Consider the following 20677-nt stretch of genomic DNA (forward strand, 5'->3'; position numbering starts at 1 on the left):
CCGCCTCTGCGCGCAACTGCGGGCTGCGACACATCGGAACAAACTTCACCGTTGACGGGTCAACAACCTATTAAACCGCAGCCTTCCGTCGCGGGTCAAAAGACCGCACCAGAACGGGGACACTTGCCGAGAGGCGGCGTCAGCCCCCCGCCAGGATCTCGGCGAAGAGGGTCGGATCGACGTTGCCGCCCGAGAGCACTAGGCCCGCGCCCTGGTCGCCGAGATGCCTCACCTTGCCGGCCAGCAGGGCCGCCAGCCCGACCGCGCCGCCGGGCTCCACCACCAGCTTCAGGGTCGAGAAAGCGTAGCGCACGGCGGCGGCCACCTCGGCGTCGCTGACCACGGCGATGTCGGCCACCGTCTTCTGCAGAACCGGGAAGGTGAGCTCGCCGGGGGCCGGGGATTCCAGGGCGTCGCACAGGGAGCGGGTGGTGGGCTTCAGGCTCTGGCGCGACCCGGCCTGCAGGGAGCGCAGGGTGTCGTCGAACCCCTGGGGCTCGACCCCGACGACGGCGGTGGCGGGGGAGAGCGCCTTCACCGCCGTCGACAGGCCGGCCATCAGGCCGCCGCCGCCGACCGGGCAGATCACCACGTCGAAGCTCACCCCCAGGGCCTTCGCCTGGGCCACCATCTCCAGGCCCACCGTGCCCTGGCCGGCGATGATGTCGAGATCGTCGAAGGCCGGGACCACCACGGCGCCGCGTTGGGCGGCGATCTCCGCGGCGATGGCCACGCGGTCCTCGGTCAGGCGGTCATAGAGCCGGATCTCCGCCCCATAGCCGCGGGTGGCCTCCACCTTCACGGCCGGGGCGTCGGCGGGCATGACGATCAGGGCCGGGATCCCCAGCAGGCGGGCGGCGAGCGCCACGCCCTGGGCGTGATTGCCTGAGGAGAAGGCCACGACGCCGGAGGCCTTCTGGGCGGCGGTGAGCTGCACCAGGCGGTTATAGGCGCCGCGGAACTTGAAGGCGCCGACCCGCTGCAGGGTCTCGGGCTTGATCAGCACCCGATGGCCCAGGCGGTCGTTCAGGGCCGGGCTCTCGATGAGCGGCGTCTCCACCGCGTGGCCCTTCAGCCGCGCCGCGGCGGCCTGGATGTCGGCCAGGATGACGCTCACTTGGCGAACACCATGGCGTCGTCGGCGAAGGCCTTGAACTCCAGCGCGTTGCCGGAGGGGTCGAGGAAGAACAGGGTGGCCTGCTCCCCCGGCTGGCCCTTGAAGCGGATCTGCGGCTCGATGACGAACTGCGTGCCCGCGGCCTTCAGCCGGGCGGCCATCGCCTCCCATTGGGGCAGGGTCAGGATGGCCCCGAAGTGGCGCACGGGCACGTTCTCGCCGTCGACGGCGCTGGTGGCCCGGTGGCCGACCTCGTCCGGCGAGAGATGCGCCACGATCTGGTGGCCGTAGAAGTCGAAATCGATCCAGTCGGAGCTGGAGCGGCCCTCCGGGCAGCCCAGCAGGCCGCCATAGAAGGCGCGGGCCTCGGCCAGGTCGCGGACGGGGAAGGCGAGATGGAAGCGGGGCAGGGTCATGACCGCCTCATAGACCCAAGGGCTCGGCCCTGCGAAGCGCCGATTTGTCCGCCGCCAACTTGACGGCGGGGGCGCCCGGATGCTCTACACCCGACGAACACGACCCTGGCGCCCGCGAGGCCCGGTCTGGGTTCCTAAAATCGATCAAGTCCACCCGCCGAGAGCCTGTCGAAGGGCGTGGTTGGATCGCCTCGGCAGGCCGGGAGATCGTATCTGCATGGCCAATGTGACCGTGATCGGGGCCCAGTGGGGCGACGAAGGCAAGGGCAAGCTGGTGGACTGGCTGTCCAATCGCGCCGACGTGGTCGTGCGCTTCCAGGGCGGCCACAACGCCGGCCACACCCTGGTGGTGGGCAACCAGGTCTACAAGCTCTCCCTGCTCCCCTCGGGGGTGGTGCAGGGCAAGCTCTCGGTGATCGGCAACGGCGTCGTCGTCGATCCCTGGCACCTGCTGGAGGAGATCGCCAAGATCGGCGCCCAGGGGATCAAGATCACCCCCGACCTGTTGGTCCTGGCCGATAACGCCGCCCTGATCCTGCCCCTGCACCGCGACCTGGATCAGGCGCGCGAGGCCGCGGCGACCAACAAGATCGGCACCACCGGCCGCGGCATCGGCCCGGCCTACGAGGACAAGGTCGGCCGCCGGGCCATCCGGGTCGGCGACCTGGCCGACCGGGACGCCCTGGAGGCCAAGATCGACCGCCTGCTGGCCCACCACACGCCGCTGCGCCGCGGCCTGGGCCTGCCGGAATATGACGGCGCCGAGCTGCTGGCGGCGCTGGAGGAGATCGCGCCCAAGATCCTGCCCTTCGCCCAACCCGCCTGGCGGCTGCTGGACCAGGTGGTGAAGTCGGGCAAGCGAGTGCTGTTCGAAGGCGCCCAGGGCGCCCTGCTGGACGTCGATCACGGCACCTATCCCTATGTCACCTCCTCCAACACCGTGGCGGGTCAGGCCGCGGCCGGGTCCGGCCTGGGGCCCAAGGGGCCGGGCTATGTCCTGGGGATCGTCAAGGCCTACACCACCCGGGTCGGCGAGGGGCCGTTCCCCACCGAGCTGTTCGACGAGATCGGCCAGCACCTGGGGACCGTGGGCAAGGAGTTCGGCGTCGTCACCGGGCGGCCGCGCCGCTGCGGCTGGTTCGACGCCGTGCTGGTCCGCCAGTCGGTGGCGCTCAACGGCATCGACGGCATCGCGCTCACCAAGCTCGATATCCTGGACGGCCTGCCCAAGCTGAAGATCTGCGTCGGCTACAAGCTCGGCGACAAGACCTTCGACTACCTGCCCGCCGGCCTGAAGGCCCAGTCGGCCCTGGTCCCGATCTACGAGGAGATGGAGGGCTGGAGCGAGAGCACCGCGGGAGCCACCTCCTGGAAGGATCTGCCGGCCAACGCCGTGAAGTATGTGCGCCGGGTGGAGGAGCTGATCGGGGCGCCCGCGGCCATGGTCTCCACCAGCCCGCAACGGGACGACACCATCATGGTGCGCGACCCCTTCCAGGACTGAGGGGCGGGGTCTTCAGGCGCGGCTTGAGGCCACGCCGGGGGGCGGCGACGTCAAGGCGATCTTTACCGACGTCCCCCAGATTGGGCTCCAGTCGTCCCGGGGAGTCCGCCTGCCAGGTGTTCAACGAAGAGCACAAGCTGATCCAGCGCATGGTTCCCATGCTGCAGAGGGTGCTGATCGTCGATCCGGCGCCGGCCAGCGCGCGCCTGCTCGCCGACCTGGTGCGAAACATCTCCGCGGGCCAGATCTGGAACGCCCCCAACAACAAGCGCGGCCTAATGGCCGCCGAGCAGGTCAATCCGCAGCTGATCTTCGTGGAGCTGTCGGGGGACAATGTCGACGGCATCGACTTCGCCCGCCGCATCCGGCGCGGGGACTTCAACTGCCGCCAGGCGCCGATCATCATGGTCACCGCCACCGCCACGGCGGGCGCCATCCTGGGGGCCCGCGACGCCGGTGTGCATGAATTCCTGCGCAAGCCCTACACCGCCAAGGACCTGCTGCGCCGCCTGGAGGCGGTCACCATGCGGCCGCGCGACTGGGTGGAGGCGGTGGACTATATCGGCCCCGACCGCCGGCGGTTCAATTCGGGGGACTACAAGGGCAAGCTCAAGCGCCGCTCCGACCTCAAGTCGACGCCGGACGCCGCGCGCATCCTCCAGGCCCTGAAGATCCTGCGCTCGGCCCTGACCGCCATCGAGAGCGATCCGCGCCAGGCCCTGCGCTCCATGCAGGCCCAGGTGGCCGAGCTGCAGCGCGCGGCCGTGGCGGTGTCGGACATCAAGCTGGTCACCTGCGTGACCGACTTCCAGCGCTACCTGACTTCCGCGACCGAGCGCGGGGTGCTGATCCCGCACGAGGTGTCGGCCCAGGCCGCGCCGCTGCTGGCCTTCCTGCCGGCCGACGAGCCGGCGCGCAAGGCGCCGCCCCGCGACGCCGTGGCCATCTAGGAAAGAGGCGGCCTCCTCCCGGTGGGGAGAAGGCCAAGGGGGTCAGGCGTCGATCAGGTTCCGCGCCTCGGCGGCGGCCTTCATCGACTTCTGCAGCTTCTCGAAGGCGCGCACCTCGATCTGACGCACGCGCTCGCGGCTGACGCCGTACTCGGCGGCCAGCTCCTCCAGGGTGGAGGGATCGTCCTTCAGCCGGCGCTCGGTCAGGATGTGACGCTCGCGGTCGGTGAGTTCGGTCATCGCCTCCCCCAGCAGCCCCATGCGCAGGGTGTGCTCCTGGCTCTCGGCGACCTGGGTCTCCTGGCTGACCGCGTTGGTGTCCTCCAGCCAGTCCTGCCACTCGCTCTCTCCGTCGGCGCGCATGGGCGCGTTCAGCGAGGCGTCGGGGCCCGACAGCCGGCGGTTCATCGAGATCACTTCCTCGTCCAGCACGCCCAGCTTGGTGGCGATCTGGCTGACCTGGTCGGGGTGCAGGTCCCCGTCCTGGAAGGCGCTGATCTGGCTCTTGGCCTTGCGCAGGTTGAAGAACAGCTTCTTCTGCGCCGCCGTCGTGCCCATCTTCACCTGGCTCCAGGTGCGCAGGATGTATTCCTGGATCGAGGCGCGGATCCACCACATGGCGTAGGTCGCCAGGCGGAAGCCCTTGTCGGGCTCGAACTTCTTGACCGCCTGCATCAGGCCGACATTGCCCTCGGAGATCACTTCCCCGATCGGCAGGCCGTAGCCGCGATAGCCCATGGCGATCTTGGCCACGAGACGCAGGTGCGAGGTCACCATCCGATGGGCGGCCTCGGGGTCTTCATGTTCCTTCCAGCGCTTGGCCAGCATGAATTCCTCATCCTTGGCCAGCATCGGAAATTTCCGGATCTCGGTGAGATACCGGCTCAGGCCGCCATCAGGCGACATCACGGACAGCGCGTTCGTGGCCATGGACTTATCCCCTATTTCCCGGACATCTGGGTCGCAGCGCGCTCAGCGCGCGCGCGTCCGTCCGCCCCCTCAACCCATGAGATAGGTATCGGGTTTCGACTGCGGAAGGGCGTTGGGAGAACGACCTGTAAGTCCGACTGCTCAACTCAGGTATTTCTATCCCTGGACCTTGGCGCCTTCAAGGCGCCGGGGCCGCAAGCTTTCTCACAGGGCTGAGAGCAAAGCTTCCAGCGTGGCCATGTCGCGGGGTGGGGCGCTCTCGAACCGCAGGGTCTCCCCGGTCACCGGATGGACGAAACCCAGCACCGCGGCGTGCAGGGCCTGGCGGGTCAGGCCGGCCTTCGCCATCGCCTCGCGCACCGCCGGCGCCGGCGGCCCGGAGCCATAGACCGGATCCCCCAGGCAGGGGCTGCCCTTGGCGGCCATGTGGACGCGGATCTGGTGGGTGCGGCCGGTTTCCAGCCGGCATTCCAGCTTGGCGGCCAGGGGCTTCTTCTGGGGGCCGTAGACCGCGGTGACGGCGTAGTGGGTGACAGCCTCCCGGCCGCCCGATTTCAGCACCGCCATCTTCTTGCGGTCGCTGGAGGAGCGGCCGATCTGGGTGGTGATGGTTCCCCGGGCCGGCGACGGCGCGCCGCGCACCAGGGCCACATAGACCCGGTCGATGTCGTGGGCGGCGAACAGGGCCGAGAGCCCCTGATGGGCGGCGTCGGTCTTGGCCACCACCACGACGCCCGAGGTCTCCTTGTCGATGCGGTGGACGATGCCGGGCCGCGCCACACCGCCGATGCCCGACAGCGAGGCGCCGCAATGGGCCAGCAGGGCGTTGACCAGGGTGCCGTTGGGGGTGCCCGGCGCCGGGTGGACGGCCATGCCCGGCGGCTTGTCCACCACGATCAGGTGGGCGTCCTCGTAGAGCACGGTCAGCGGGATCGCCTCGGCCTGCGGCTCGGCGGCCTCCGGGGGCGGGATCAGCAGTTCGTAGTCGCCGGCCTGGGCCTTGGCGGAGGTGTCGGTCAGCACCGCGCCGCCGCGGCTGACCAGGCCCTGGGCCATCAGGGCCTGGATGCGGGCCCGCGACAGGTCGGGCAGGCGCTCGGCCAGGGTCTTGTCCAGCCGTCCGCCCGCATCCTCGGCGGTGAGGGTCAGGGCGACCACCTCCCCGGGCGGCGCGTCGTCGTCGTCGGGGATGATCACGCCGCGGCGCCTTCTGGTCCTACAGGCCGCTCTTCTCGCTCGACTCTTCCTCGTGGCCCGTGATGGAGCCCTTGGAGAACAGGAACTCCTTCAGCTGCTCGGCGAACTGCTCGTCGTTGCGGCGGATCCACTCGAGCGCCATCGAGGCGTGCTCGATCTCCTCGTGGGCGTTGTGCAGCAGGATGGCCTTCAGCTCGGGGTCGTCGCAGTCGTCGGCGCGCTGCCGGTACCAGTCCACCGCCTCCAGCTCCTCGATGAGGGAGGTGATGGCGTAGTGCATGTTCAAGGTCTTCTTGGACAGCTTCTCGCGCGGGACGTGAAGGCCTTCGCTGGACATCTCATGCTCCTGTCGTAACTCCCTGCTCTATGGCATGGGCGAACGACAACGCGCGAGCGGGGAAGTAGGATGACCATCAATCGACGGGCGGCCCTGGCCTTTCTGGGCCTTGGCATGGCGACACCGGTGCTGGCCCAGGCGCCGGCCCGCTATTCGGGCGCCGTGGCCTTCAAGCATGGGGTGGCCTCGGGCGATCCCCTGGCCGACCGGATCATCCTCTGGACCCGCATCACCCCGGCCCAGGCCAACGCCGGCGAGATCGCCTATCGGTGGCGGATCACCCCCACCGGCAAGCCCCGCCGCTTCCGACGGGTGAAGACCCTCACCGGCGAGGGCGTCACCAGCGCGGCGCGCGACTTCACGGTGAAGGTCGATGTCGGCGGCCTGAAGCCGGGGACGGAGTACAGCTACGAGTTCGAAGCCAACGGCGTCGTTTCCCCGCCCGGCTGGGCCCGCACCCTGCCGGTGGGCGAGACCGCGCAGGTGGTGCTGGCCGTGGCCTCGTGCTCCCTGCACCCCAACGGCTACTTCCATGCCTACAGCGCCATCTCGGCCCTGCCCCGCGTCGACGCGGTGATCCACCTGGGCGACTACATCTACGAGTATGGCGGTCCCGGCTCCTACGGCATGGACAGCAAGGTGGCCTGGCATCGGGCCCACGAGCCCAACCACGAGATCGTCACCCTGGCCGACTACCGGACCCGCCACGCCCAGTACAAGTCCGACGTCCAGCTCCAGGCCGCCCACGCCCGCGCCCCATGGATCGTGGTCTGGGATGACCACGAGACCGCCAATGACAGCTTCGCCGGCGGCGCCCAGAACCACACCCCCATCGACGAGGGCCCCTGGAACGAGCGCAAGGCCACGGCCATCAAGGCCTATTACGAGTGGATGCCGATCCGCGAGCCGGAGGGCGGCGGTTTCGCCATCAACCGCACCTTCCACTTCGGCGACCTGGCCAGCCTGATGATGCTGGAGACCCGGCTGACCGCGCGCGACAAGCAGCTCACCTACGACCAGGACCTCAACGGCCTGAACGGCAAGCCCGACCTGCCGGCCTTCCGCAAGAAGCTGGCCGACCCCTATCGCCGGATGATGGGGGAGGATCAGGAGGCCTGGCTGGCGTCGGAGTTGAAGGCCTCCGTGGCGGCCGGCCGCACCTGGCAGGTGCTGGGCAACGAGGTGGTGATGGGCCGCCTGAACATCCCCAGCCCCCGCAAGGAGATGGGCGAGGCCGCCTTCGCCAAGGCCCTGGCCGCCTCGTCGGACGCCGCCCGCAAGCGCGTGGCCCGCCTGGAGGAGTTCTCCAGGATGGGCCTGCCCTACGGCCTGGACATGTGGGACGGCTATCCCGCCGACCGCGAGCGGCTCTACACGGCGATTCGGGCGGCCCAGGCCCGCGCCATCGTGCTGTCCGGCGACAGCCACGCCTTCTGGGTCAATGAGCTGTTCGACCAGGGCGGCGCCCGGGCCGGGGTCGAGTTCGGCGCCACGGGGATCACCAGCCCCGGCGGCGGCGACCTGCTCACCGCCTTCCCGATCGGGGAGGTGTTCGCCAGCGCCAACCGGGAGGTGGTCTACAATCACCAGAGCGCCAAGGGCTTCGTCCTGCTGACCCTGACCCCCGCCGAGGCCAGGGCCGATCTGATGGCGGTCTCCAACATCACCGAGCCGACCTATGAGACGCGGGTGCTGAAGACCTATCGGGTGACTCCCGAAGCCGGAGGCCTGTCGGCGCCGGTCGAGGCCTAGCGGCGGTCCAGGGCCAGGCGCAGGCCGAAGGCCACGAACACCCCGCCGGTCAGCCGGTCGAGCCAGCGGACGACGGCGGCGCGCTTGAGCACGCGCGCGATCGGCTGGGTGGCGGCGATCAGCAGGCCCAGCCAGACAACCCCCAACAGGACGTGGATGCCGGTGAGCAGCAGCATGAAGGGCGCGGCCGCGACGCCCTGCGGCAGGAACTGCGGCAGGAAGGACACGTAGAAGACGCCCATCTTCGGGTTCAGCATGTTGGACAGGAAGCCCCGCCGCATCCAGGCGGTGTCGGAGCCCTTCATGGCCGGCGCGTCGGTGACCTCGAAGCTGTCGCGGGGCCGCAGGATGAGGCCGATCCCCAGCCAGACCAGATAGGCGGCGCCCGCCCACTTCAGGATGGCGAAGGCGATCGCCGAGGCCTGGAGGACGGCGCCGAGGCCAAGGGCCACCAGCCCGCCCCAGACGAAGCAGCCGGCGAGAATCCCCACCATGGCCAGGACGGCGCGCTTGGGTCCCTCCACCGCGGCGGTGCGCAGGATGAGTGCGGTGTCCAGGCCCGGCGTCAGGGTCAGCAGGCCCGCCGCCACCGTGAAGGCCAGCAGGGCCTGGACGACGGTCACGGCAGCCGTTCCTTGAGCTTGCCGTTCTCCACCACCCGGTAGAAGCAGGTGCGGAAGCCGGTGTGGCAGGCGCCGCCGTCGCCCTCGGGGGTGACCTTCAGCAGGATGGCGTCCTGGTCGCAGTCGATGCGGACCTCCTCCACCAGCTGGATCTGCCCGCTGGTGGCGCCCTTGTGCCAGAGCTCATTGCGGGATCGGCTGAAGTAGTGGGCCTCGCCGGTGGCGAGCGTCCGCTCAAGCGCCTCGGCGTTCATGTAGGCCAGCATCAGCACCTCGCCGGTCTCGGCGTGGGTGGCGATGGCCGGGATCAGGCCGGCGGAATCGAATCTCGGAGCGAGCAGGTCGCCGCGCTCGAGGATCTCTTTGGACGTCGCGGTGGGGAAGGTCGGCTTGGCCATCCGCGCATATGGCGCCGATCATGCCCGCCGCGCTAGCTTCGCCGCATGAGTCTGAAGGACTGGATCAAGGGCCGGGTGGCGGCCATGGACGCCGCCATCCGCCCCTGGGCGGCGCGGTCCAGGCTCAACGCCTTCGCCTACGAGTTCCTGCTGTTTGGCCTGAAGCAGGCCTGGGCCTGCCTGTATGGCGGGGCGATGGTGGCCCTGCTGATCGGCAGCCATTTCTGGTGGCCGTCCGACGCCGCCCTGTCCCGTTATGACTTCCTGGTGGTCGCGGCGCTTGGACTGCAGGCCCTGCTGCTGGCGACGAAGTTGGAGCGCTGGGACGAAGCCCTGGTGATCGGCATCTTCCACGTGGTGGGCACCATCATGGAGATCTTCAAGACCAGCCACGGATCGTGGATCTATCCCGAGCCATCGATCCTCAGGATCGCGGGCGTGCCGCTGTTCTCGGGTTTCATGTACGCCGCCATCGGCAGCTATATCGCCCGGGCCTGGCGGCTGTTCGACATCCGGTTCGAGACCTACCCGCCGCTGTGGGGGCCGTGGCTGCTGGCGATCCTCAGCTACGCCAACTTCTTCACCCACCACTATACGATCGATATCCGCTGGGGCCTGTTCGTCCTGTCGGTGGTGCTGTTCGGAGGGCGGAGCTTCCAGTTCACGCCGGACCTGAAGCCGCGCTCCATGCCCATGCTGCTGGGCTTCTTCCTGGTGGCGATCTTCATCTGGTTCGCCGAGAACATCGGCACCTTCACCGCGACCTGGACCTATCCACAGCAGGCCGCGCAGTGGCGTCCGGTCGGCCTGGCCAAACTCGGATCCTGGTATCTGCTGATGATGCTCAGCTTTGTCCTGGTCACGCTCGTCCACCGGCCGCGGCCGGTGGAGAGCGATGCGCCTCGAACATCCCTGCTGGACTAGCGGTTGACGAAGTCCAGGAACCGCTGACGCAGGGTGGCGTCGGTCTTGAAGACGCCGGTGAACTGGGTGGTGATCGTCGTCACGTGGCGGTGGTGGACGCCGCGGGTGGTCATGCACTGGTGCGCGGCGTCGATCAGGACGGCGACGCCGGCCGGGCGCAGGCTGTCGGTGATGGCGTCGGCGATCTGCTGGGTCATGGTCTCCTGGGTCTGGAGACGGCGGGCGAAGATCTCGACCACCTTGGCCAGCTTGGAGATGCCGACGACGCGGTTGGTGGGCATGTAGGCGACATAGGCCTTGCCCAGGAACGGCGCCATGTGGTGCTCGCAGTGGCTCTCCACCTCGATCTCGCGCAGCATGACGATGTCGTCATAGCCCTGCACGTCTTCGAAGGTGCGCGAGAGTTCCTTGGCCGGATCGAGGCTGTAGCCTTCGAACCATTCGCCATAGGCGTCGACCACCCGCTTGGGGGTGTCGATCACGCCTTCACGCCTCGGGTCGTCGCCGGCCCAGGCGATGAGGGTGCGGACAGCCTCCATCGCCTCTTCGCGCGTCGGGCGCTTCACGGCTTCAAGATCAACGCCGGGCGTGCCGACGAGGGTTCGGTCGCGAGTGACTGCGTCCATGTGAGATCGGTTCTTTCCAGGGCTGAGTTGCGCCGGAGCGAAGGCTCCGGAAAAGACGCGTGGCCACCCTTATACGTAAGGCGAAGCTTTCCGGATGCGAGACCGTGGCTTCCCGTACGCCCCGTCTGTATATGGGGCGCAAGCCTTTCCCGGCAACTGTTACGCAGCGTCAGACCCTATGACCTTGAGCCTCTACGACACCATGGCCCGTACAAAGCGGCCCTTCGTCCCGCGCGATCCCAGGCGGGTGACGATGTATGTCTGCGGTCCAACGGTCTATAATTACGCCCATATCGGCAACGCCCGGCCGGTGGTGGCCTTCGACGTCCTGTTCCGCCTGCTGCGCCACACCTACGGCGCCGACAGCGTGATCTACGCCGCCAACGTCACCGACGTGGACGACAAGATCAACAAGAAGGCCGCCGAGGAAGGCGTCTCCATCGACGTCATCACCGAACGCTATCTGGACATCTACAACGCCGACATGTCGGTTCTGGGCGCCCTGCGGCCGACCCACCAGCCGCGCGCCACCCAGACCATGGACGCCATCATCGCCATGATCGGCCGCCTGGTTCACAACAACGCCGCCTACGCCGCCGAGGGCCACGTCCTCTTCAACACCCAGGCCTATTCCGACTACGGCAAGCTCTCGGGCCATCCGATGGAGGACATGATCGCCGGCGCCCGGGTCGACGTGGCCCCCTACAAGCAGCACCCCGCCGACTTCGTGCTGTGGAAGCCGTCGAAGGCGAACGAGCCGGTCTGGGACAGCCCCTGGGGCCCCGGCCGCCCCGGCTGGCACATCGAGTGCTCGGCCATGATCGAGCAGAGCCTGGGCCTGCCCATCGACATCCATGGCGGCGGCATCGACCTGCTGTTCCCCCACCATGAGAACGAGATGGCCCAGGGCCTCTGCGCCGGCCACGACCATGACGCCCCCACCGAGTACGCCCGCTACTGGCTGCACAACGGCTTCCTGAACATGGGCGCCGAGAAGATGTCCAAGAGCGTCGGCAACGTCGCCCTGGTGCACGAGCTGATCGAACAGGCGCCCGGCGAGGCCCTCCGCTGGGCCCTGCTGGTGGGTCACTATCGCGCGCCGCTCGACTGGACGGGCGATCTGATCGAGCAGTCCAAGAAGGCCCTGGACCGGCTCTACGGCGCCCTGCGCCGCTCCAGCGAGGTGAAGGCGCAGGCCACCGGCCCGTCCGTCGCCTTCCTGGCGGCCCTGGAGGACGACCTCAACACCCCGGCCGCCATGGCCGAGCTGTTCGCCATGGCCACGGCCCTGGAGACCGCCCGCGGCGAGGATCGCGCCTACGCCAAGGGCGAGCTGCTGGCCTCGGCCAACCTGATGGGCTTCCTGTTCTCCGACCCGGAATACTGGTTCCAGGCGGGCGTCAGCGACGAGCTGCGGGAGAAGGTCGACGGCCTGATCGCCGACCGGGTCGCCGCCCGCGCCGCCAAGGACTGGGCCGCGGCCGACCGCATCCGTGGCGAGCTGACGGCGTTGAACATCGAGGTCATGGATAATCCGACGGGGGCGACCTGGCGGATCAAGGAACAGGGCTGATGCCGGGCTACAACCAACCCAAGCACTTCACCGCCGCCGCCGGCCTGACCTTCAAGCGCGGCGGCGGGGGCGGCGGCCCGTCTGGCGAGAAGATCGAGCACCGGATTGGGGTCCAGGCCCCGGCCCGGGTGATCTGGGAGGTCCTGGCCGACCTCGACGCCTGGGCAGAGTGGAATCCGCTCTACACCAAGGCCGTGGGCAAGATCGCCATCGGGGGGACCCTGACGCTCACCCTGCAGCTGCCCGACGAGGCGCCCGAGACCATCCGTCCGGTGGTCACCGACTGGACGCCGGACTCCCTGTTGCACTGGAAGCTGACCATGGCCGGGGGCCTGGTGCGGACGGTGCGCTACCTGGAGATCGACGAGCTGTCGGAGGAGAGCTGCGTCTTCGCCAATGGCGAGATCGTCGGCGGCCTGCTGGGGCGCTATGTGGCCCGGCGCATGGGCCGCAAGATGTACCGCGGCTTCGAGGCCCTGGGCCTGGCCCTGAAGGACCGCGCCGAGGCCAGGTGGCGCGCCCAGGGCGGAAAGCCTACATCAGCCCCATGATCGACGACCTCTACTCGGCCAAGCTCCTGAAGCTGGCGGCCAACATGCCGCACGCCGGGCGGCTGCCCGCGCCCGAGGGCACCTCGGAGAAGGTCTCCAAGCTCTGCGGCAGCAAGGTCACCGTCGACGTGGTCATGGACGGCGACCGGGTCGGCCAGTTCGCCCAGGACGTGAAGGCCTGCGCGCTCGGCCAGGCCTCGGCCGCGGTGCTGGGCGCCCACGTGGTGGGGGCGACGCTGGCGGAGATCGAGATGGCCCGGGATCAGTTCCGTGCTATGTTGAAGGACGGCGCGCCTGCGCCGGTTGGACGATTTTCGGACCTAGAGATGCTCGCGCCCGTGAAGGATTACCCGGCCCGCCACACCTCGACGCTGCTGGCGTTCGAGGCCGCGACCGACGCCGTCCGCCAGGCCAGCGCTCGAACTAGCCGCGCCGGCGCGGCTTGATCGCCACCAACCGTCGGCGTAATCGCTGCGGTTGATTTGCAAGGCGCTCGCGTCCCGGCATGACCTTTTACGAAACCTGCGTCAGAGGCGCGCTCCGCGCCTACAAGCTGACGTTATCGCCGTTGATCGGGCGCCAATGCCGGTTTCTTCCGACCTGTTCGGAATACGCCGCGGAGGTCCTGATCGGGCAAGGCCCGTGGCGCGGCTCCTGGCTCGCGGCCCGCAGGCTCTGCCGCTGTCATCCCCTGGGCGGTTCGGGATATGACCCGCCGCCCCCGCCGCGCGGGAAGCCCGAGGGCTCCGCCCGGAAATGGACGTGTGAAACATGATCGACCTGATTTTCCCCGACGGCTCCCAGCGCCAGTACGAAGACGGCGCCACGGGGCGTGACGTCGCCGCCTCCATCGCCAAGTCCCTGGAGAAGCGCGCCGTCCTCATCAAGCTGGACGGCAAGCTCTACGACCTGGACCGCGCCCTGCCCTCGGGCGGGGTGTTCGAGATCCTGACGCGCGACGCGCCCGAGGCCCTCGACACCATTCGTCACGACGCCAGCCACGTGATGGCCGAGGCGGTGCAGGAGCTGTTCCCCGGCACCCAGGTGACGATCGGGCCGGCCATCGAGGACGGCTTCTATTACGACTTCGCCCGCGACACGCCCTTCAGCCTGGACGACCTGGCCAAGATCGAGCAGCGGATGAGGGAGATCGTCGACCGCGACGAGAAGATCGTTCGCGAGGAGTGGGACCGCGCCGAGGCCATCGCGCACTTCACGGCGATCGGCGAGGCCTACAAGGCCGAGATCATCTCCGACCTGCCCGAGAGCGAGCCCATCAGCGTCTATCGCCAGGGCGCCTGGAAGGACCTCTGCCTGGGCCCGCACCTGCCGTCGACCAAGCACGTGGGCAAGGCCTTCAAGCTGACCAAGCTGGCCGGCGCCTACTGGCGCGGCGACCACCGCAACGCCCAGCTCCAGCGCATCTATGGGACGGCCTGGGCCAGCGAGGCCGACCTCGAGGCCCACCTCACGCGCATCGAGGAAGCCGAGAAGCGCGACCACCGCAAGATCGGCCGGGCCATGGATCTCTTCCACCTGCAGGAAGAGGCCAAGGGCATGATCTTCTGGCACCCCAAGGGCTGGACCCTGTTCCGCACGGTGGAGAACTATATCCGCCGCCGGCTGGACGCCGAGGGCTACCAGGAGGTCAAGACGCCCCAGATCATGGACCGCGGCCTCTGGGACCGCTCCGGCCACTGGGAGAAGTTCGGCGCCAACATGTTCGTCTGCGAAACGCCGGAAGGCGAGGAGCTGGCCGTTAAACCAATGAACTGTCCGGGGCACATCCAGATCTTCAACGTCGGCCAAAAGAGCTATCGGGACCTTCCCCTGCGGCTGGCCGAGTTCGGGGCCTGCCACCGCTATGAGCCCTCGGGCGCCCTGCACGGCATCATGCGCCTGCGGGCCTTCACCCAGGACGACGCCCACATCTTCTGCCGCGAGGACCAGATCGAGGAGGAGACGACCAAGTTCGTCCGCCTGCTGAACTCGGTCTATTCCGACTTCGGCGTTCATCTCGACAGCGTCAAGCTGGCCCTGCGGCCGGAGCTGCGCGCTGGCTCCGACGAGGTCTGGGATATCGCCGAGGACAAGCTCGACCGCGCCGCCCGCCAGGCGGTGAACATCAAGATCGACCGCCTGCCGGGCGAGGGCGCCTTCTACGGCCCCAAGCTCGAGTTCCACCTGCGCGACGCCATCGGCCGGACCTGGCAGTGCGGCACGCTGCAGCTGGACTTCGTCCTGCCCGAGCGCCTGGACGCCGAGTACACGGCCGAGGACGGCTCCAAGCAGCGGCCGGTGGTCCTGCACCGGGCGGTGTTCGGGGCGGTGGAGCGGTTCCTCGGCATCCTGATCGAGAACCACGCCGGGGCCTTCCCCCTGTGGCTGGCGCCGACCCAGGTGGTGGTCGCCACAATTACGTCCGACGCCGATGATTATGGGATGCGGGTCGCCGAAGAATTGCGCGCGGCGGGCCTGCGGGTTGAAACCGATCTTCGCAACGAGAAGATCAACTACAAGATTCGGGAGCACAGTCTCGCCAAGGCCCCGGTGATCGCCGTGGTCGGCCGGCGGGAAGCCGAGGAGGGCAAGGTGGCGCTGCGGCGGTTTGGATCGGATGGGCAGGAAATCCTTTCGCTCGCTCAGGCCGCGAAGACGCTTGCCATGGAAGCTCTAGCGCCCGATGTTGCCCGTCGCACCACGGGCGCGGCCGCTGCTTCGCCTCGCGAATCGGTCGGGGCCAGGGAGGCTGGATGAACGGCATCGCCGCACCGATCGTCGCCTACGAACCCGCGCCAACGCCTGATTTCGTAAGGCCGCGCCGCAAGGTGTCGGTGGTGATGGTTGTCTACATGACCGGTGCGGCGCTCGAGGAGAGCATCGCCTGCGTCCTGGCCGATCCCATGGTCGATGAGTTCGTCATCGTCGACAACGGTTCGACCCGGACGGAGGCGGCGCGCCTGGACGGCGTCGCCGATCGCGACCGCCGGGTGGTGCTGATCAACGGCCAGGGCAATGTCGGATTCGCCCGAGGCGCGAATCTCGGCGCCAAGGCCGCCAAGGGCGACGTCATCGTCTTCCTCAATCCCGACGCCTTCCTGCAGCCGAGCTGCATCACCGAGCTGGTCCGCGCCATCGAGGGCCGGCCGGCGCCCTGCATCGTCGGCGGCCGGGTGCTGAACACCGACCGCACCGAGCAGCGCGGCGCGCGCCGCGGCGATATCACCCCCATCAGCGCCCTGATGAGCCTCAGCCACCTGGCCCGGCACGTGCCGGCCTGGCGCCGCTACGAGGTCCACTGGGAGAACGACGCGGCCCCCGACTGCGTGGCCGCCATCCCCACCATCTCCGGCGCCTGCTTCGCCATGCGCCGGGAAGACTTCGACGCGGTCCAGGGGTTCGACGAGGGCTATTTCCTGCACGTCGAGGACGTGGACCTCTGCTGGCGCGTGCGCCGGGCGGGCGGGACCGTGCTCTTCCAGCCGAAGGCCGAGGTCGTCCACCTCGGGCACACCAGCCACGCCAGCCCCATCAAGGTGGAGTTCCACAAGGGCGTGGGCCTGGCCCGCTACTTCCGCAAGCGGGCCGAGAACCTCTCGGAGACCCTGCTGGCCTGGCTGCTCTCGCCGGTCATCGTCTGCACCGCCGTCGCCCGCCCGATGATGTGGCGGGTGCGCGGCCGAGCCACCTAGAGCCAATCCCACTATCCGCTCATCCCGGCGAAGGCCGGGAGCCGGATACATCCGCCGTATTCAGACTTCCTGGCTCAGGCCGCGACCTGGGACCTGGGCCCCGGCCTTCGCCGGGGTGAGCGGTAGGGTCTAGGCCGGAAACAGCCCCGCCCGCGCCACCGACGAGGTGGGCGGCTTGCCCAGCAAATCCGACACCCACCTGGCCGTGCTGATCAGGCCGGGCAGGTCGTAGCCGGTCGAAAACCCCGCGCGCTCCAGCATGTAGACCAGGTCCTCGGTGCCGATGTTTCCCGTGGCGTCGGGGGCGAAGGGGCAGCCCCCCAGGCCGCCGCAGCTGGCGTCCAGGATATCGACCCCGGCCTCGACCCCGGCATAGGCGTTGGCCAGGCCGGTGTTGCGGGTGTCGTGGAAGTGCAGGCGCAGCTTGGTGTCGCCGATCACCTTCTTCACCGCCTCGACCCGGGCGCGCACGGTCCACGGATCGGCCACCCCGATGGTGTCGGCGAGCGCGATCTCGGCGATGTTCAGGCACGCGGCCTCGCGGGCCAGCGCCACCACCTGATCCTGGCCGACCTCCCCGTCGAAGGGGCAGCCGAAGGCCACGGAGAAGGTGGCGCTGATGGGCGGCCCGCCCTCGGCGTCGCGGCGGGCGGCGATGGCGGCCAGGGCGGCCATCTGCTCGGCGGTCGAGGCGCCCTGGTTGCGGATGCCGAAGCCGTCGGTGGCGCAGACCACCACATTGGCCTCGTCGCAGGACGCGGCCACCGCCCGCTCCCAGCCCTTCATGTTCAGCACCAGGCCGATGCGCGAGCGCCCCGCCTGGGCGGGCAGGGCCTCCATCACCTCCTCGGCGCCGGCCATCTGCGGCACGCGCTTGGGATTGACGAAGGAGACGGTCTCCATGCGTCGGGCGCCGGCCGCCTCCAGCCGGGCGATGAAGTCCAGCTTCTGCGGGACATCCAGCAGGGCCTTCTCGTTCTGCAGGCCGTCGCGGGGCCCGACCTCGACGATCTCGATGAACCGGCTCATGGCGCGGTCTCCGGTTGGGGTGGGGGCGGGGCGTAGATGCGTAAGCTCGTCTCGTCGCCGTTGGAATAGTCCAGGCCGCGGATCTCGCCGATCTCCCGCGGCTTCAGGCCCCGCGCCTTCAGGGCCGCCTCGAAGGCCTTCTGCTCGCGGCCCTCCACCACGGCGGGCCGGTTGTCGGCCAGGGCCTCGGCGGCCTGGTCGGGGCCCCCCAGGTCGGTGGGGGTGCCAAGGGCGAAGACCAGGCTGGGTTCGGCGTAGCCGGCGACGGCCACCGGGGCCGGGGCGATCCCCTGGCGGGGCAGAAGGCGGGCCTGGGCCAAGGCTTGCTCCGTGCGTTGCGACAGCCACAGGGGCTCCAGCCGGGGCGCCAGGCCCGCGGCCAGCGCCGCGTGGGCTGCGATCCCCAGGGCGCCGGCGGTCACCAGGGCGGTTCCGGCGCGCCCCCGCAGCAGCATATAGGCTCCCGCCAGGCCCGCCGCCGCCATCAGGGCGCCGGCGATCAGGGCCATGGGGATGTCGCTCGTATCGCCGTACTCGGCCATCAGATAGCCGACCCCGCCCGCCAGCAGCACGCCCACCCCCCCCGACAGGGCCGCCCCGATCCAGCGCACGCGGTCGCCCAGGGGCTCGCGAAGGGCCGCGGCCGCCAGCCAGGCCAGGGCGCCATAGGTGGGCAGGGTGTAGTGGACCAGCTTGGTGGGGGTCAGCTCGAAGACCAGGAAGGCCGGGATCAGCCAGGCCAGGGCGAATCGCACCCCGGGCTCGGCGCGGTTGCGCCAGCCGTGGACCAGGGCCGCCGGCAGCAGCAGGGTGACGGGGAAGAACAGCAGGGGGGTGGCCAGGGTGTGATAGCCGGGCAGGGCGCCGTGGCTCTCCTGGCCGCCGGCCAGCTTGGGGGCCAGGTCCCCCACCAGGGCCGCGCTCCAGAAGCCGCCGTCGGTGGCCACCGTCACCGCCCAGGCCCAGGGCCCGATGACGGCCGCGAACAGGATCAGGCCCCAGCTCCAGCCCAGACTCTTGGCCCAGGGGGCCTTGCGGTCGGCGATCCACAGGGTGACGGCGGTCAGGGCCACCACCATCAGGCCCACCGGGCCCTTCACCAGGGTCGCCCCCGACAGGCCCAGCCAGAACAGCAGCCGGGTCAGCCGCCCCGATGGCGGCCCATCCCGGCTGGCGGCGTAGATCCGCGCCAGGGCCGCGACGGCCAGGGTGGTGGTTCCGCACAGCACCGCGTCGGTCTTGGCGATGAAGGCCTCCGACGACAGCAGGAAGGTCGAGGCCAGGGCCGCGCCCGCCAGCAGGCCGGTGGGCCCGCCGAAGAAGGCCGCCGCCCCCCAGGCGCAGGCCGCCGCCGCCAGCATGGCCCCCAGCAGGGAGGGAATGCGGTAGGCCCAGATATCCCGCGCCTCGGCCTGCGACAGCAGGGCCACCGAGCCCGCCTGCAGCCAGTAGATCCCCACGGGCTTCTTGAAGCGCGGCTCGTCCTGGAAGCGGATGACCACGAAGTCGCCGGTCTCCAGCATCTGGGCCGTCGCCTGGGCGAAGCGTGATTCGTCGCGATCCAGGGGCGGCACGGCGAAGACGCCGGGCAGGCCCGCCAGCAGGGCGATCAGGGCGGCCAGGGCCGGCCCGCGCCATCCCCGGCTCCAACGTTCGATATAGCCGTCCAGAGTCATGGCCGCTTGATAGCACGATCCTTTCAGGCGCCGACTTTTCCGGTATGGAGAGGTCATGGCCAGATCCGCAGCCTCAGCGCCCGACATTTCCGTGGTGGTTCCCGTCTTCGACGAGGAGGGCGCCGCGCCCGCCCTGGCCCGCGAGATCGCCGCGGCCTTCAAGGGCCGCGACTACGAAATGATCTTCGTCGACGACCGCTCGCGGGACGGCACCATCGCGGCCCTCACGGCCCTGAAGACCGAGATCCCGCAGCTTCGGGTCCTGGCCCACCGCGCCAATTCGGGACAGAGCCGGGCGATCCGCACCGGCATCCTAGCCGCCCGCGGCGACGTCATCGTCACCCTGGACGGGGACGGACAGAACGACCCGGCCGACGGCCCCATGCTGGTGGACGCCCTGCTGGCGGGGCCGCCCGACCTCGCCCTGGTGGGGGGCGAGCGGGTCAAGCGCCAGGACAGCCAGGCCAAGAAGATCGCGTCGAAGTTCGGCAACGGGGTCCGCAAGCGCCTGCTGAAGGACACCGCCAACGACACCGGCTGCGGTCTGAAGGCCTTCCGCCGCGAGGCCTTCCTGCGGCTTCCCTATTTCGATCACATCCACCGCTACATCCCGGCCCTGATGCTGCGGGAGGGCTACCGGGTGGACTTCCGGCCGGTGAACCATCGTCACCGCCAGACCGGGGCGTCGAAATACACCAATTTCGGCCGGCTGATGGCCTCGGCCTCGGACCTGTTGGGGGTGATGTGGCTGCAGACCCGCGCCCGCAACCCCGGCGGCGCCGACGAGGTCTAGTGCAGGCAACCTGGCGGTGAAGCGTCTTTGCGGCCCGCGGCAAAGCGGTTAACCCTTGGCGTCGCCGGAGCTTCACCGGCGAAGGGGGCTTCTGCGATGTTCGCCGCGTTTCCGCTGCTGGTCCTGCCGGTGCTGGTCTACAACCTGATCGCGCTCACCCTGACCGGGGGTTTCTCCGCCCTCGACGCCGGGACGCGGATGAGCGAGCAGCTGTTCACCATCCACATGACCTCGCGGGCCGACTGGCCGGTGAGCCTGGGCGACCTGCTGCTGGCCGCGGCCCTGGTGGTGCTGTTCATCGAGCTGCTGAAGTCCACCACCAGCCGGCGGATCGCCATCATCAATCACTCGCTGTCGATGATCCTGTTCATCGTCTGCCTGGTGGAGTTCCTGCTGGCGCCGGCCTTCGCCACCTCCACCTTCTTCCTGCTGACGATCATGGTGCTGCTCGACGTGCTCGCCGGCTTCATCGTCACCATCGTCTCGGCCCGCCGGGATATCGACTTCACGCCAGACGGCGTCTGACGCTCCAGCCCTAGGTGAGGGCCGTGAAGATCAGGGCCACGACGGCGACGTCGAACATGCGGAT

The 20677-nt window shown here is 69.3% G+C and carries 22 protein-coding genes; 12 read left to right on the forward strand and 10 right to left on the reverse strand.

Annotated features, from left to right (window positions below; all coding sequences use genetic code 11):
• Positions 1-139: 139 nt before the first annotated feature.
• Together AC1RN5_RS18910 and AC1RN5_RS18915 are read right to left on the reverse strand one after the other, a co-directional pair.
• On the reverse strand, positions 140-1117 hold the full coding sequence (locus AC1RN5_RS18910; protein ID WP_493042865.1) for a threonine ammonia-lyase: 978 nt from the start codon (positions 1115-1117) through the stop codon (positions 140-142).
• Entirely contained in the window at positions 1114-1533 is a 420-nt protein-coding gene (locus tag AC1RN5_RS18915; RefSeq protein WP_493042867.1) for a VOC family protein, read from the reverse strand. Before AC1RN5_RS18915 ends, AC1RN5_RS18910 begins: the two co-directional genes overlap by 4 nt.
• A gap of 217 nt (positions 1534-1750) precedes the next feature.
• Between AC1RN5_RS18915 and AC1RN5_RS18920 the strand changes: the two genes are divergently transcribed.
• Both AC1RN5_RS18920 and AC1RN5_RS18925 read left to right on the forward strand, forming a co-directional pair.
• The gene (locus AC1RN5_RS18920; RefSeq protein ID WP_493042869.1) at positions 1751-3037 is read left to right on the forward strand and encodes an adenylosuccinate synthase; all 1287 of its coding nucleotides are present in this window, start codon (positions 1751-1753) and stop codon (positions 3035-3037) included.
• Positions 3038-3153: 116 nt separating this feature from the next.
• Positions 3154-3987 (forward strand): response regulator, encoded by an 834-nt coding sequence (locus AC1RN5_RS18925; RefSeq protein WP_493042870.1) that lies wholly within the window; start codon positions 3154-3156, stop codon positions 3985-3987.
• A gap of 42 nt (positions 3988-4029) precedes the next feature.
• On the opposite strand, the gene rpoH is transcribed toward AC1RN5_RS18925, so the two are convergent.
• The 3 genes from rpoH to AC1RN5_RS18940 form a co-directional block, all read right to left on the reverse strand.
• Complete coding sequence (gene rpoH / locus AC1RN5_RS18930) at positions 4030-4917, reverse strand: RNA polymerase sigma factor RpoH (protein WP_421934211.1); 888 nt, start codon at positions 4915-4917, stop codon at positions 4030-4032.
• Between the two features lie 204 nt (positions 4918-5121).
• Positions 5122-6114 (reverse strand): RluA family pseudouridine synthase, encoded by a 993-nt coding sequence (locus AC1RN5_RS18935; protein ID WP_493042873.1) that lies wholly within the window; start codon positions 6112-6114, stop codon positions 5122-5124.
• 19 nt (positions 6115-6133) lie between these two features.
• The gene (locus AC1RN5_RS18940; protein WP_493042874.1) at positions 6134-6451 is read right to left on the reverse strand and encodes a ferritin family protein; all 318 of its coding nucleotides are present in this window, start codon (positions 6449-6451) and stop codon (positions 6134-6136) included.
• Between the two features lie 69 nt (positions 6452-6520).
• Here AC1RN5_RS18940 and AC1RN5_RS18945 point away from each other — a divergent pair, with 69 nt between their 5' ends.
• Positions 6521-8203 carry an alkaline phosphatase D family protein gene (locus AC1RN5_RS18945; RefSeq protein WP_493042876.1) on the forward strand — a complete coding sequence of 561 codons (1683 nt, stop codon included), beginning with the start codon at positions 6521-6523 and terminating at the stop codon, positions 8201-8203.
• Here the strand turns inward: AC1RN5_RS18945 and AC1RN5_RS18950 are convergent.
• A complete protein-coding gene (locus AC1RN5_RS18950; protein WP_493042878.1) occupies positions 8200-8826 on the reverse strand; it encodes a LysE family translocator in 627 nt (208 codons plus the stop codon). The two genes, AC1RN5_RS18945 and AC1RN5_RS18950, sit on opposite strands and share 4 nt — an antisense overlap.
• Positions 8823-9224 (reverse strand): phosphoribosyl-AMP cyclohydrolase, encoded by a 402-nt coding sequence (hisI, locus tag AC1RN5_RS18955; protein WP_421934216.1) that lies wholly within the window; start codon positions 9222-9224, stop codon positions 8823-8825. The genes AC1RN5_RS18950 and hisI overlap by 4 nt, the downstream gene beginning before the upstream one ends.
• Positions 9225-9269: 45 nt before the next feature.
• Here hisI and AC1RN5_RS18960 point away from each other — a divergent pair, with 45 nt between their 5' ends.
• On the forward strand, positions 9270-10148 hold the full coding sequence (locus AC1RN5_RS18960) for a DUF817 domain-containing protein (RefSeq protein ID WP_493042881.1): 879 nt from the start codon (positions 9270-9272) through the stop codon (positions 10146-10148).
• Here AC1RN5_RS18960 and folE read toward each other — a convergent pair.
• A complete protein-coding gene (gene folE, locus AC1RN5_RS18965) occupies positions 10145-10774 on the reverse strand; it encodes a GTP cyclohydrolase I FolE (RefSeq protein WP_340646527.1) in 630 nt (209 codons plus the stop codon). The genes AC1RN5_RS18960 and folE overlap by 4 nt on opposite strands.
• Before the next feature lie 178 nt (positions 10775-10952).
• On the opposite strand from folE, the gene cysS reads away from it, so the two are divergent.
• The 6 genes from cysS to AC1RN5_RS18995 are packed head-to-tail and all read left to right on the forward strand — an operon-like array spanning position 10953 to position 16590.
• Positions 10953-12347 carry a cysteine--tRNA ligase gene (cysS, locus tag AC1RN5_RS18970; protein WP_493042884.1) on the forward strand — a complete coding sequence of 465 codons (1395 nt, stop codon included), beginning with the start codon at positions 10953-10955 and terminating at the stop codon, positions 12345-12347.
• A complete protein-coding gene (locus AC1RN5_RS18975; RefSeq protein WP_493042886.1) occupies positions 12347-12898 on the forward strand; it encodes an SRPBCC family protein in 552 nt (183 codons plus the stop codon). Before cysS ends, AC1RN5_RS18975 begins: the two co-directional genes overlap by 1 nt.
• The gene (locus tag AC1RN5_RS18980) at positions 12895-13344 is read left to right on the forward strand and encodes an iron-sulfur cluster assembly scaffold protein (RefSeq protein ID WP_493042888.1); all 450 of its coding nucleotides are present in this window, start codon (positions 12895-12897) and stop codon (positions 13342-13344) included. The genes AC1RN5_RS18975 and AC1RN5_RS18980 overlap by 4 nt, the downstream gene beginning before the upstream one ends.
• Before the next feature lie 59 nt (positions 13345-13403).
• Positions 13404-13673 (forward strand): membrane protein insertion efficiency factor YidD, encoded by a 270-nt coding sequence (gene yidD, locus AC1RN5_RS18985; RefSeq protein ID WP_493042889.1) that lies wholly within the window; start codon positions 13404-13406, stop codon positions 13671-13673.
• Complete coding sequence (gene thrS, locus AC1RN5_RS18990; RefSeq protein WP_493042891.1) at positions 13670-15655, forward strand: threonine--tRNA ligase; 1986 nt, start codon at positions 13670-13672, stop codon at positions 15653-15655. Before yidD ends, thrS begins: the two co-directional genes overlap by 4 nt.
• The gene (locus AC1RN5_RS18995; RefSeq protein WP_493042893.1) at positions 15652-16590 is read left to right on the forward strand and encodes a glycosyltransferase family 2 protein; all 939 of its coding nucleotides are present in this window, start codon (positions 15652-15654) and stop codon (positions 16588-16590) included. Before thrS ends, AC1RN5_RS18995 begins: the two co-directional genes overlap by 4 nt.
• Positions 16591-16719: 129 nt before the next feature.
• On the opposite strand, the gene AC1RN5_RS19000 is transcribed toward AC1RN5_RS18995, so the two are convergent.
• Positions 16720-17619, reverse strand: a complete 900-nt coding sequence (locus AC1RN5_RS19000) for a hydroxymethylglutaryl-CoA lyase (protein ID WP_493042895.1) — start codon at positions 17617-17619, stop codon at positions 16720-16722.
• On the reverse strand, positions 17616-19295 hold the full coding sequence (locus AC1RN5_RS19005) for an ArnT family glycosyltransferase (RefSeq protein WP_493042897.1): 1680 nt from the start codon (positions 19293-19295) through the stop codon (positions 17616-17618). The genes AC1RN5_RS19000 and AC1RN5_RS19005 overlap by 4 nt, the downstream gene beginning before the upstream one ends.
• A 55-nt stretch (positions 19296-19350) precedes the next feature.
• Between AC1RN5_RS19005 and AC1RN5_RS19010 the strand changes: the two genes are divergently transcribed.
• Together AC1RN5_RS19010 and AC1RN5_RS19015 are read left to right on the forward strand one after the other, a co-directional pair.
• Positions 19351-20088 (forward strand): glycosyltransferase family 2 protein, encoded by a 738-nt coding sequence (locus AC1RN5_RS19010; RefSeq protein ID WP_421934226.1) that lies wholly within the window; start codon positions 19351-19353, stop codon positions 20086-20088.
• A gap of 96 nt (positions 20089-20184) precedes the next feature.
• Positions 20185-20613, forward strand: coding sequence for a hypothetical protein (locus tag AC1RN5_RS19015; protein WP_493042900.1), 429 nt, complete (start codon positions 20185-20187; stop codon positions 20611-20613).
• The last annotated feature ends 64 nt before the right edge of the window (positions 20614-20677 follow it).

This window comes from Phenylobacterium sp. GW821-FHT12F10 (assembly GCF_058806695.1).